The organism is Pseudomonas sp. TMW22090 (genome assembly GCF_022496665.1).
Taxonomy (GTDB): Bacteria; Pseudomonadota; Gammaproteobacteria; order Pseudomonadales; family Pseudomonadaceae; genus Aquipseudomonas; species Aquipseudomonas gregormendelii.
Genome location: NZ_SCFH01000005.1, coordinates 331329 through 344268 on the forward strand (window position 1 = coordinate 331329; position 12940 = coordinate 344268).

6 protein-coding genes are annotated in these 12940 nt (G+C 61.0%); 2 read left to right on the forward strand and 4 right to left on the reverse strand.

Features of this window, described 5'->3' with window-relative positions:
- Positions 1-69: 69 nt before the first annotated feature.
- The gene (gene rlmJ / locus EQV97_RS16590) at positions 70-906 is read left to right on the forward strand and encodes a 23S rRNA (adenine(2030)-N(6))-methyltransferase RlmJ (protein ID WP_045061897.1); all 837 of its coding nucleotides are present in this window, start codon (positions 70-72) and stop codon (positions 904-906) included.
- A 139-nt stretch (positions 907-1045) separates the two neighbouring features.
- Here the strand turns inward: rlmJ and msrA are convergent, their stop codons facing one another.
- The 4 genes from msrA to aceE all read right to left on the reverse strand — a co-directional run bounded on the left by msrA (position 1046) and on the right by aceE (position 9591).
- Positions 1046-1693 (reverse strand): peptide-methionine (S)-S-oxide reductase MsrA, encoded by a 648-nt coding sequence (msrA, locus tag EQV97_RS16595; RefSeq protein WP_122841519.1) that lies wholly within the window; start codon positions 1691-1693, stop codon positions 1046-1048.
- Between the two features lie 174 nt (positions 1694-1867).
- On the reverse strand, positions 1868-4561 hold the full coding sequence (locus EQV97_RS16600; protein WP_240889279.1) for a GGDEF and EAL domain-containing protein: 2694 nt from the start codon (positions 4559-4561) through the stop codon (positions 1868-1870).
- A gap of 405 nt (positions 4562-4966) precedes the next feature.
- Complete coding sequence (gene aceF / locus EQV97_RS16605; RefSeq protein ID WP_240889280.1) at positions 4967-6934, reverse strand: dihydrolipoyllysine-residue acetyltransferase; 1968 nt, start codon at positions 6932-6934, stop codon at positions 4967-4969.
- 11 nt (positions 6935-6945) lie between these two features.
- A complete protein-coding gene (gene aceE / locus EQV97_RS16610; RefSeq protein ID WP_122841522.1) occupies positions 6946-9591 on the reverse strand; it encodes a pyruvate dehydrogenase (acetyl-transferring), homodimeric type in 2646 nt (881 codons plus the stop codon).
- A gap of 384 nt (positions 9592-9975) precedes the next feature.
- Between aceE and glnE the strand changes: the two genes are divergently transcribed.
- The gene (gene glnE / locus EQV97_RS16615) at positions 9976-12915 is read left to right on the forward strand and encodes a bifunctional [glutamate--ammonia ligase]-adenylyl-L-tyrosine phosphorylase/[glutamate--ammonia-ligase] adenylyltransferase (protein ID WP_122841523.1); all 2940 of its coding nucleotides are present in this window, start codon (positions 9976-9978) and stop codon (positions 12913-12915) included.
- Positions 12916-12940: the final 25 nt, after the last annotated feature.

Here is a 12940-nt window from a genome sequence, read left to right on the forward strand (position 1 = left end):
CGCTCGGCCGCGAAGCCCTGACGTTACGCTCGGTACAGGGTAAACTTGCCGGCCTGCGCAGGAGCAATCATGAATTATCGTCACGCCTTCCATGCCGGCAATCACGCCGACGTGTTCAAACACCTGACCTTGACCCGCCTCATCGCCCTGATGTCGCGCAAGGAGCAGCCGTTTGCCTATCTCGATACCCACGCCGGTATCGGCCTGTATGACCTGCAGGGTGATCAGGCCAGCCGAACCGGCGAGTACCTTGAAGGCATTGCGCGTCTTTGGGATCAACCGGACTTGCCGGCATTGACCGCCGATTACATGAAGGTGTTGCATGACATGAACCCGGATGGCCAGTTGCGCTATTACCCGGGGTCGCCGGAGCTGGCGCGGCGTCTTACGCGACCGCAGGATCGGGTAATGCTCAACGAGAAGCACCCCGAGGATGGCCTGTTGCTCAAGGACAACATGGCCGGCGATCGACGGGTCAAGGTGCACCTGGGCGAGGGCTGGCATGTGCCTAGGGCCATGTTGCCGGTTCAGGAGAAGCGTGCGGTGATGTTGATCGACCCGCCGTTCGAGCAGCTGGATGAGATGCAGCGCTGTGCGGCGTCGCTGAAAGAGGCTATCGGCCGGATGCGCCAGACGGTGGCGGCGATCTGGTATCCGGTCAAGGACCAGCGCATGTTGCGGCGCTTCTATCAAGACCTCGCAGGCACCGGCGCGCCGAAGTTGTTGCGGGTAGAGCTGCTGGTGCATCCACTGGATACGCCAAACAGCTTGAACGGCTCCGGGCTGGCGATTGCCAATCCGCCATGGGGGCTCGAGGAGGAGTTGCGCGAGTTGCTGCCGTGGTTGTCGCAAAAGCTTGGGCAGACCCAGGGCGGCTGGCAGATGGACTGGTTGATCGCCGAATAATAGCGGCGATCTAACACCCGTGTAGGAGCGAGCTTGCTCGCGAGAAGCCAGTGAGCACTGCGGGGTATCAGGTTTCCCGCGTTATCGTTGACGACCATCGCCCAGCAAGCTGGCTCCTACAGGGGGAAGCGGTGTCCGATCAGATCGGGCAAGTCACGCCAGTGCCGCCGATCCCGCAATACCCTTCAGGGTTTTTCGCCAGGTACTGCTGGTGATACGCCTCGGCGAAATAGACCGTCGGCGCTTCTTCGATTTCGGTGGTGATGGTGCCTTTGCCGGCTTTGGTCAGCTCAGCCTGGAACACTTTCGCGCTGGCCTTGGCCGCTTCCAGTTGAGTCGGGTTGGTGGCATAGATCACCGAGCGATACTGCGTGCCGATGTCGTTGCCCTGGCGCATGCCTTGAGTCGGGTTGTGCAGCTCCCAGAACATTTTCAGCAGCGCTTCGTAGCTGACCTTCGCTGGTTCGTAGACCACCAGAACCACTTCGCTGTGGCCAGTCAGGCCCGAGCAGACCTCTTCGTACGTGGGGTTGGGCGTGAAGCCGCCGGCGTAACCGACCACCGTACTGACCACGCCTTCGCGCTGCCAGAATTTGCGTTCCGCACCCCAGAAGCAGCCCAGGCCGAAGATCGCGAAATCCACGTCGGTGACGAACGGGCCCAGCAGCGGGGCGTCGTGGACGAAATGTTTCTCCGGCAGGGACATAGGGGTTTCGCGGCCAGGCAGAGCTTGTTCTTTAGTCGGGAGCACGTCTTTATTCACCAGTATTTCCGAGCGCAGAACCATGATCAGTCCTCTCAGTCAGGTTGGATGTAATAGGTAGACCACCAGTGTGCCCAATGATGCCGTTTAACGCACTACCCCTGTAGGAGTGAGCCTGCTCGCAATACGGTACGTCAGTGACGTGGACGCTGGCTGACACGACGCTGTCGCCAGCAGGCTGGCTCCCACATGGGCGTCTCAGGCAATCGGGCCACGTGGATAGCGTTTGAGCTTCTCGATCAGCTCGCTGCCGGGGATTGGCCGGTCGAACAGGTAGCCCTGACCGACGTCACAGCGGTGGCGGCGCAGGAAGGCCAGCTGCTCGGCGGTCTCTATGCCTTCGGCTACTACTTTGAGCTTCAGGTTGTGGGCCATGGCGATCACTGCGGAGGTGATTTCCATGTCGTCCTGGTTGTCCGGGATTTCGTGGATGAAGCTTCGATCGATCTTGATGATATCGATCGGGAATTTTTTCAGGTAGCTGAGCGACGAATAGCCGGTGCCGAAGTCATCCATGGCCAGGGTCAGGCCCAAGCGCTTGAGCTGGTCGAGTTGCAAGTGCGTGTCTTCGGTCGCTTCGAGCAGCAGGCCTTCCGTCAGTTCCAGCTCCAGCAGATTGGGCGGTAGCGCTTCTTCCTTGAGGATATTGGCGATGGATGCCACCAGGTCCGGGTCGGAGAACTGCTTGGGCGACAGGTTGATCGCTACCTGCAAATTGCCCAGGCCGGCTGCAGTCAGGTCTTTGCTCATGCGGCAGGCCTGGCGTGCAATCCATTTGCCGATCGGGATGATCAGGCCGGTTTCCTCGGCGACGCTGATGAACTGGTCGGGGCGGATCATGCCCTTGTCTGGATGGTTCCAGCGCAGCAGCGCTTCCATGCCCAGCAGGCGCCCACTGCGCAGGCACAGCTTGGGCTGGTAGAACACGTCCAGTTCATTCTGGGTCAGGGCGCGACGCAGGTTGTTCTCGACGAACAGTTTGTAGCTGGCCTCGGCATTCAACGTCTCGGTGAACACCTGAACCTGATGCTTGCCGTTGGCCTTGGCCTTGTGCAGCGCCAGGCCGGCGTTGCGCATCAGCGTCTGCGGGTCGCGGCCATGCAGCGGCGCACACGCCAGGCCGACGGAGCCAGTGACGCTGATCAGCTGGTTGTCGACGAACATCGGCTTGTCGAGCGTCGCCAGCAGCTGGTTGGCGACCTGTTGGCCGGTGCAGAGGTCCGTGTCGTCCAGCAACACGGCGAATTCGTTGCTGGCAAAGCGCGCCAGGCTGCCGCTGGGGCTCAGGCTGTTGCGCAGCCGGCGGGCGAGGCTGATCAGCAGCTTGTCGCCGGTCTGGTGGCCGAGGCTGTCGTTGATCCGCTTGAAGTTGTCGATGTCCACCAGCAGCAGGCTGATGGGCGTATCGGTATCCCGGGCGAAGCGTTCGTCGAGGTTGCGGATGAAGGCGGGTCGATTGCCGAGGTTGGTCAGGTTGTCTGTGTAGGCGAGGCGTTCGATTCGTTGCTGGGCGAGTTTGCTCTGGGTGATGTCTTCGTAAATGCCAATGTAATGCGTCAGCTCGCGGTTGTCGCCGTACACCTTGGAGATCGACAACTGGCCCCAGTAGGGCTCGAGGTTTTTGCGTCGGCTTTTGAATTCGCCCTGCCAGCTGTTGCTCTTGGCCAGCGCTGAAGTCGCGTCGAACAGCAATTCACTGAGGTTTTCCAGGGCCGGCAGTTGGGACAGTTGCTGACCGTGAACCTCCTCGGTGCTGTACTGGGTGATCGCGGTAAAGCTGGGGTTGACGTACTCCACGATGCCATCGCAATTGACCAGCAGAAAGGCGTTCGCGCTCTGCTCGACGGCCCGCTGGAACAGGTGCAGGGCACTGGTGGCGGTGCGGCGGTTGTGATTGCTGATCACTTGGGCAAACTGGTCCGCCAGCTCGCCGGCAAAGGCTATTTCGTCCGACTGCCAGGCGCGGGCGGTGGCGTTCTGCTCAAGGCATAGCACCCCGACCACCTGGCCGTCGACCCGAACGCTGGCGTCGAGCATGGCGATGACATCCCGTGGCTGCAGGCATTCGGCCAGCTCGCGGGTGCGCGGGTCGCGCATGACATTGTGGGCGTCGATGGCGCGGCCGGTGTGCAGGGCTTCCAGATAGTCAGGGAAACCACTGACATCGATCGGGTCCGGCAGCTGATGCTTCTGGCTCGTTCGGTGATAGGCCGAGATCGGTACCAGCATCGACCCTTCGAGGTTCCACAGGCTGGCGCAATCGACCTCGTAGATATCGCAGGCACTGCGGGTGATCAGCTCGGCGGCTTCCTGCAGGGAGTTGATGCTGGTGTAGCGCTGACGCGTCAGCAGAAGGATCAAGTCTTGCTGCGCACGCACTCGTTCCAGGTGCATCAGCTGTTCCTGCTGGGTGCGCTGGTTGAGTTCAAGGGCGATTTGCAGGCGCGAGTTCTGGGTTTCCAGGTCCAATGCGGCCAGTAGAGGGTTGCCTTCGAACAGTTCGTCCACCACCAGCAGGTAGCCGCGCAACAGCTGCCGGTTGTGCTGTTTGAACGCTTCGCCCAGCTCCAGCAGCTTCAAGGCGCCGGCGGGGGTGTGCAGGGTATAGCGGATCAGGTAACTGGAGGCTTCGGTGAGCTGCTGCTGAATCGCATCATGCAGTTGATGGCGCGCTTGCGGCTCCATCAGGCTGGCGTAAGGCGAACTGATCAGGGAGCAGAGCTCAACCGCCGCCAGGCCAAATTGTCGTTCGCAGTTGGGGTCGAGAAACAGCATCGCCCAGCTGGCTTCATTCAGCCGCTCGAAACGCAGCATGCCGAGCCGCGAGGGCACAGGCAATTGCGTCACTACCTCGGCCGCCATACGGCTGGCGGCATCGGGTTGGCTTTTCATGAAGGGAGACTCGCTGCGAAAGTACTGGTCGCGCCGGGCTCGCGCCCTCTTTTCTGTTGCGTGTCGCAAGGTTGCATCATTGCGACACCGACTGACAAGAGAGATGGAGGCCAAGTGCTATAAGAATATGTCGGCAGGGATTGGGAATTCTGCAGTCGTGGGCCGAAAGTATTATTTCTGCCCGAAAGAATCGCAGCACCGAGGGCTGCGATCCGGGGGGGCGGGGGGCAGCACAACGGAATATCGATTCTCTGCAACAGGTAGCCTGTACCGCCCGGCTGCAGGAAGCCTTGGTTAAAACATTCAGGCAAAAAAAAGCCCCGCCAAATTGGCGGGGTTGAGGTACGAGCGTGGCGCTCGGAAAACGCGAAACGCAACGGGCCCTCCAGGGAGGGCCGGCTGGTGTTACAGCAGGATGGTGCGGATGTCGGCCAGCAGGTCGCTCAGGCGCTTGGTGAAGCGTGCAGCAGCGGCGCCGTTGATCACACGGTGATCGTAGGACAGCGACAGTGGCAGCATCAGTTTCGGCTGGAAGGCTTTGCCATCCCAGACCGGCTGGATGGTTGCCTTGGAGACACCGAGGATCGCCACTTCCGGCGCGTTGACGATCGGCGTGAAGCCGGTGCCGCCAATGTGCCCGAGGCTGGAAATGGTGAAGCAGGCACCTTGCATGTCGTCAGCGGTGAGCTTCTTGTCGCGGGCTTTGGCAGCCAGCGCAGCCGCTTCAGCCGCAAGCTGCAGCAGGCTCTTCTGGTCGACGTTCTTGATGACCGGTACCAGCAGGCCTTCAGGGGTGTCGACCGCGAAGCCGATGTTCACGTACTTCTTGCGAATGATCGCCTTGCCGCTTGGCGCCAGCGAGCTGTTGAAGTCCGGCAGTTCCTTGAGCAGATGCGCGCAGGATTTGAGCAGCAGCGGCAGGATGGTCAGCTTGACGCCGGCCTTCTCTGCAACGGCTTTCTGGGCGATACGGAACGCTTCCAGGTCGGTGATATCAGCCGAATCGAACTGAGTCACGTGCGGGATGTTCAGCCAGCTGCGGTGCAGGCTGGAAGCGCCGATCTGCATCAGGCGAGTCATCGGCACTTCTTCGGTTTCACCGAAGCGGCTGAAGTCCACGACCGGAATCGGCGGAATGCCCGCGCCACCGGTTGCGCCGCCAGCAGCGGCCGGTGCTTCCTTGGCCTTCTGCATCATGGCTTTGACGTAAACCTGAACGTCTTCTTTCAGGATGCGACCGTGTGGACCGCTGGCGCCGACCGCGTTCAGCTCGACACCGAATTCACGGGCCAGCTGGCGAACCGCCGGGCCGGCGTGAACCTTGGCGCCCGGCTTGGCCGGGGCCGCAACCGGTGCGGCAGGCGCAGCGGCAGCCGGAGCAGCGTCAGCCTTGGCGGCTGCAGGTGCAGGAGCCGGTGCGGCAGCGGCGGTTGCCGGGGCAGCAGCAGGCGCAGCACCTTTGACCTTGAGCTTGAGGATCAGGTCACCGGTACCCACCTCGTCATCCAGCTTGACGGAAATGCTTTCCACCACGCCGGCGGCAGGCGATGGGATTTCCATGCTTGCCTTGTCGGATTCCAGGGTGATCAGCGACTGGTCGGCGGTGACGGTGTCGCCGGCCTTGACCAGTACTTCGATGATCTTGGCTTTGCCCGACGAACCAATGTCCGGCACATGAATGTCCTGGACGCTGTCGGCAACCGGTGCGGCCGGGGCTGCAGCGGCAGGTGCAGGTGCAGCAGCAGCGGCAGCCGGAGCAGCAGCCTGGGCCGGAGCGGCAGCAGCAGGCGCAGCACCTGCCACTTCCAGATCCAGGATCAGGTCGCCCGTGCCCACTTCGTCATTGAGCTTGACGCTGATGCTCTTGACCACGCCAGCGGCAGGCGAAGGGATTTCCATGCTCGCCTTGTCGGACTCCAGGGTGATCAGCGACTGATCAGCCTCGACGGTGTCGCCGACTTTGACCTGGATCTCGATGATCTGGGCCTTGCCCGACGAACCGATGTCCGGCACATGCACTTGCTGTACGGAGGCAGCAGCAGGCGCCGCAGCTGGAGCGGCAGCAGCAGGCGCTGCCGCCGGTTTCTCTTCAGCCTTGGCCGCCGGCGCAGCGGCAGCCGCAGGTGCCGCAGCCGCGTCACCCTCGACTTCCAGCTCAAGCAGTTCGTCGCCTTCTTTCAGGCGGTCGCCCAGCTTCACCTTGAGGCTTTTGACGATGCCGGCCTTGGGAGCAGGAACTTCCATGCTCGCCTTGTCCGACTCAAGCGTCAGAATGCTCTGTTCGGCTTCGATACGGTCGCCGACCTTCACAAATAGTTCGATTACTTCACCTTCACCGCTGCCGATGTCAGGTACGCGAATGAGTTCGCTCACAGAGTGTCTCCTCAGCAGTCCAGTGGGTTGCGTTTTTCCGGGTTGATGCCGAACTTGGCGATGGCTTCAGCCACCACTTTAGGTTCGATATCACCACGGTCAGCCAATGCTTCCAGGGCTGCCAACACCACGAATTGACGATCGACTTCGAAGAAGTGACGCAGCTTCTTGCGGCTGTCACTGCGGCCGAAACCGTCGGTGCCCAGGACTTTGAATTCCTTGGACGGGACCCACTGGCGGATTTGCTCAGCGAACAGCTTCATGTAGTCGGTAGAGGCGATGACCGGGCCTTTACGGCCGTTCAGGCATTCTTCGACGTAGCTCAGTTGCGGCTTCTGGCCCGGGTGCAGGCGGTTGCTGCGCTCTACGGCCAGACCATCGCGACGCAGTTCGTTGAAGCTGGTAACGCTCCAGACGTCAGCGCCGATGTTGAACTCTTCACGCAGGATCTTCGCTGCTTCACGGACTTCACGAAGGATGGTGCCGGAGCCCATCAGCTGAACGTGGTGCGCCGCTTCGCGGGTGTCTTCTTCGAGCAGGTACATGCCCTTGATGATGCCTTCCTCGACACCGGCCGGCATGGCTGGTTGCTGGTAGGACTCGTTCATCACAGTGATGTAATAGAAAACGTCCTGCTGCTCTTCGGTCATCTTCTTCATGCCGTCCTGGATGATCACCGCCAGCTCGTAGCCGTAGGTTGGATCAAAGGTGCGGCAGTTCGGGATGGTGCCAGCCAGGATGTGGCTGTGACCGTCTTCGTGTTGCAGGCCTTCGCCGTTCAGCGTGGTCCGCCCGGCGGTGCCGCCGATCAGGAAGCCACGGGTACGGCTGTCGCCTGCAGCCCAGGCCAGGTCGCCGATACGCTGGAAGCCGAACATCGAGTAGAAGATGTAGAACGGCAACATTGGCTGGTTGTGGCTGGAGTACGAAGTACCGGCAGCGATGAAGGAGCTCATGGCGCCCGCTTCGTTGATGCCTTCTTCGAGGATCTGGCCCTTCTTGTCTTCCTTGTAGAACATCACCTGGTCTTTATCGACTGGCTCGTAGAGCTGGCCGACGGAGGAGTAGATGCCCAGTTGGCGGAACATGCCTTCCATACCGAAGGTACGGGCTTCGTCCGGGATGATCGGAACGATGCGCGGGCCGATTTCCTTGTCCTTGACCAGTTGCGCGAGGATCCGCACGAAGGCCATGGTGGTGGAAATTTCACGGTCGCCCGAGCCGTCGAGGATGGCCTTGAGGGTATCGAGCGACGGGGTCGGCACGCTGAAGCTGTTGGCGCGACGCTGTGGCACGAAACCGCCCAATGCAGTGCGGCGCTCGCTCAGGTAGCGGGCTTCGGCGCTGTTTGGCTCTGGTTTGAAGAACGGCAGGTTTTCCAGTTCTTCGTCCTTGACCGGGATGTCGAAGCGGTCGCGGAACAACTTCAGGCTGTCGACATCGACTTTCTTGGTGTTGTGCGCAGTGTTCTTCGCTTCGCCAGCACCGGTGCCGTAACCCTTGATGGTCTTGGCCAGGATGACGGTAGGCTGTTCTTTGTGGTTGACCGCTTCGTGGTACGCCGCGTAGACCTTGTACGGGTCGTGGCCGCCACGGTTGAGTTTCCAGATCTCGTCGTCGGACAGATCAGCAACCATCGCCTTGAGTTCTGGCGAGTTGAAGAAGTGTTCACGTACGAACGCGCCGTCTTTGGCTTTGTAGTTCTGGTACTCGCCGTCGATGACTTCGTCCATGCGACGTTGCAGGATACCGTCGACGTCCTTGGCCAGCAGCGGGTCCCAGAAACGGCCCCAAATGACTTTGGTCACGTTCCACTGGGCACCACGGAACACGCCTTCGAGTTCCTGGATGATCTTGCCGTTGCCGCGAACCGGGCCGTCGAGGCGCTGCAGGTTGCAGTTGATGACGAAGATCAGGTTGTCGAGCTTCTCGCGGCCAGCCAGCGAGATCGCGCCCAGGGATTCCGGCTCGTCGCACTCGCCGTCGCCCAGGAAGCACCAGACTTTCTGCTTGCCTTCCGGAATAAAGCCACGAGCTTCCAGGTACTTCATGAAGCGCGCCTGGTAGATCGCCTGGATCGGGCCCAGACCCATGGATACAGTCGGGAACTGCCAGAAATCAGGCATCAGCCAAGGGTGCGGATAGGACGACAGGCCCTGGCCGTCCACTTCCTGGCGGAAATTGTTCATCTGGTCTTCGGTGATGCGGCCTTCCATGAACGCACGGGCGTAAACGCCTGGCGAGGTGTGGCCCTGGAAGTAGATCAGGTCGCCGCCATGTTCGTCGGTCGGGGCCTGGAAAAAGTAGTTGAAGCCGATGTCGTACAGGGTCGCACTGGAAGCGAAGCTGGAGATGTGTCCGCCCAGGTCCGAATCTTTCAAATTCGTACGCATTACCATTGCCATCGCGTTCCAGCGTACCAACGAGCGAATGCGGCGTTCCATGAACAGGTCGCCAGGCATGCGTGCTTCGTGGGTGACGGGAATGGTGTTGCGGTATGGCGTGGTGATGGCGTAAGGCAACTGCGAACCGCTGCGGGTTGCAAGTTCGCCCATACGGGTCATCAGATAGTGGGCACGGTCTTCGCCTTCTTTGTCGAGAACCGATTCCAGGGCGTCCAGCCATTCCTGGGTTTCGACGGGATCGAGGTCTTGCATGGCTTGCTCCAGGGCGGAAAGGCTTCCAGAATCGGTTGCCTGAGTTTGCGACTGGCCTTGTGGGCAGACGATATAAATTCTTGGATTGCCGAGAGGTAGGTTCCGGCGGCGTGTAGTTTTACTACAAATCATCGAGCATTTCAGCATTCCGAATGTATATACGAGTAGTAAAACTACAGATGAGCGGCTTGTGGCCTCCGGCTGCGTTGTGAGAATAATCGTTAAGGTTGGTCTTTTGCCAACCGAAAAAGGTGAAAGCTTGATGATCGCTGCCAACATTAAAACAATTTCAGCTATTTATAACCTTTGTTCGACAGTCGATCAGGTAGTGCCTTTTCGAAAATCACTACATGCAGCCCGTTCCACGCCGATCAAGGATAGACCATGAGCCTCCCTTCGCTGGCTGAACTGCCCGCCATTCTCCTGCCATTGGTCACCCGTGCCGAGCAGTCGTTTCGTGCTGCCGTCGAGGCGCTGGAGGATGATCATGGTCTGTCGGCCTGGCCTCCCGAGCGATGGGCACAATTTGCCCGGGTGAGCGCCGCCAGCGACTTTGTGATTGAACAGTCGGTGCGTGACCCGTCGATGCTGCTCGAGCTGGTGCGGTCCGGGGAGCTGGACCGTAACTTTGCCTCGGGTGAGTTGTGCGCGCAGATTGCCGCAGCGGTGAACCAGGCCGAGACCGACGACGAACTCGGGCGAGCCTTGCGCCGCCAGCGCACCCGGCATCAGGTACGGATCATCTGGCGTGACCTGACGCGCCAGGCCGATCTGGTGCAGACCTGTCGCGATCTTTCGGACATGGCCGACGCCAGCATCGACCAGGCTTATCAATGGCTGTACGCGCGCCATTGCCAGCAGTTCGGCGTGCCCACGGGGCGGCGCAGTGGCGAGCCGCAGCAGATGGTCATCCTTGGTATGGGAAAGCTCGGTGCGGTGGAGCTCAACCTGTCTTCGGACATCGACCTGATCTTCGCGTATCCCGAGGGCGGCGAAACTGTGGGCGTCAAACGCTCGCTGGATAACCAGGAGTTCTTCATTCGGTTGGGTCAGCGCCTGATCAAGGCGCTGGACCCGATGACGGTCGACGGTTTTGTCTTCCGCGTCGACATGCGCCTGCGGCCATACGGTTCGGCGGGTGCATTGGTGCTCAGCTTCAACGCGCTGGAGCAGTATTACCAGGATCAGGGCCGCGACTGGGAGCGCTACGCCATGATCAAGTCGCGGGTGGTGGCGGGTGATCAAGTCGCCGGTGCGCAATTGCAGGAGATGCTGCGCCCGTTCGTCTACCGGCGCTACCTGGACTTTTCGGCTATCGAAGCGCTGCGCACGATGAAGCAGCTGATCCAGCAGGAAGTGCGGCGCAAGGGTATGGCTGACAATATCAAGCTCGGCTCCGGTGGGATCCGTGAAGTGGAGTTTATCGCCCAGGCCTTCCAGCTGATCCACGGCGGCCGGGACTTGAGCCTGCAGCAGCGTCCCCTGTTGAAGGTGCTGAGCACTCTTGAAGGCCAGGGCTACCTGCCGCCGGCCGTGGTCAGCGAACTGCGTGAAGGCTACGAGTTCCTGCGGTACACCGAACATGCGATACAGGCGATTGCCGACCGCCAGACCCAGATGTTGCCCGACGGCGCGCAGGATCAGGCGCGTATTGCCTTTATGCTGGGTTTTGCCGACTGGCCCGCGTTCCATGAACAACTGATGTACTGGCGCAATCGGGTGGCCTGGCACTTCGGCCAGGTCATTGCCGACCCGGACGAAGAGGAAGGCACCGAAAGCGAAGTAGTGGTCGGCGGGGAATGGTTGCCGCTGTGGGAGGAAGCCCAGGATGAAGAGGCCGCCTGTCGGCAGCTGGAGGAGGGCGGGTTTGCTGATGCCACCAGGGCCCTGAAGGCACTCGCCAGTTTGCGCGGCAGCCCGCAGTTGCGTGCCATGCAGCGCCTCGGTCGGGAGCGGCTTGATGCCTTTATTCCACGGTTGCTGGCCCAGGCGGTGGAGCATGCCAACCCGGACCTGGTCCTGGAACGGGTGCTGCCCTTGGTGGAAGCTGTCGCCCGTCGTTCTGCCTATCTGGTGTTGTTGACCGAAAACCCCGGGGCGCTGCGTCGGCTGTTGACTTTGTGTGCCGCGAGCCCGTGGATTGCCGAGCAGATCACGCGGTTTCCGCTGCTGCTCGACGAGCTGCTCAATGAAGGTCGCTTGTTCAAACCACCCCTGGCGCCAGAGCTGGCGGCGGAATTGCGCGAGCGCCTGACGCGCATTCCCGAGGACGATCTTGAGCAGCAGATGGAAGCCTTGCGGCATTTCAAGCTGGCTCACCGGTTGCGGGTGGCTGCATCGGAAATTGCCGGCAGCCTGCCGCTGATGAAGGTCAGCGACTACCTGACCTGGCTGGCCGAGGCCATTCTGGAGCAAGTGCTGGCCCTGGCCTGGCGGCAGACGGTGGCCAAATACGGTACTCCGCTGCGCACCGACGGTACCTTGTGCGATCCCGGGTTCATCATTGTCGGTTATGGCAAAGTCGGCGGGCTGGAACTCGGGCATGGTTCGGACCTGGACCTGGTGTTTATTCATGACGGCGACCCGCAGGCGGAAACCGACGGGGCAAAATCCATCGATGGCGCGCAATTTTTCACCCGGCTGGGGCAACGCATCATTCACCTGCTCACGACCCAGACCAACTCCGGCCAGCTCTATGAAGTGGATATGCGCCTGCGACCGTCCGGTGCCTCGGGGTTGCTGGTGAGTTCGCTTGGCGCGTTTTCGCGCTATCAGGAAAACGAAGCCTGGACATGGGAGCACCAGGCATTGGTGCGGGCGCGGGTGCTGGTAGGTAGCCAGGACGTCGGTCAGGCATTTGAGAAGGTGCGAGCCACGGTGCTGGGCAAGGCCAGGGACTTGCCAACCTTGCGCCAGGAGGTCAGCGAGATGCGTGCGAAGATGCGCGATAATCTTGGCAGCAAGAGTACGGCGGCCGGCACGGCGGCAAATGCCTTCGAGGCCACGGCGCCGTTCGATCTCAAGCAGGACGCCGGAGGTATCGTCGATATTGAATTTATGGTGCAATACGCGGCCCTGGCGTGGTCGCAAACGCACCCGTCATTGCTACGCTGGACCGACAACATCCGTATTCTGGAAGGGCTGGAAGAGGAAGGCTTGATGCCTGCCGCAGATGCCAGCCTGTTGCGCGAGGCCTATAAAGCCTACCGCTCCGCCGCCCACCGGCAGGCTTTGCAGAAGGATGCAGGAGTAATACCGGGCGATCAGTTCGTGGACGAACGACGGCAGGTATTGCGGATCTGGCGTGAGCTGGGGCTAAGCTGATTCACGAGGCGGGGAGGCGTAGGCC

Bases quoted from the DNA above. Each gene is read 5' to 3' on its own strand.
- rlmJ (WP_045061897.1), top strand. From the start codon at position 70: ATGAATTATCGTCACGCCTTCCATGCCGGCAATCACGCCGACGTGTTC.
- msrA (WP_122841519.1), bottom strand. From the start codon at position 1,693: ATGGTTCTGCGCTCGGAAATACTGGTGAATAAAGACGTGCTCCCGACT.
- EQV97_RS16600 (WP_240889279.1), bottom strand. From the start codon at position 4,561: ATGAAAAGCCAACCCGATGCCGCCAGCCGTATGGCGGCCGAGGTAGTG.
- aceE (WP_122841522.1), bottom strand. From the start codon at position 9,591: ATGCAAGACCTCGATCCCGTCGAAACCCAGGAATGGCTGGACGCCCTG.
- glnE (WP_122841523.1), top strand. From the start codon at position 9,976: ATGAGCCTCCCTTCGCTGGCTGAACTGCCCGCCATTCTCCTGCCATTG.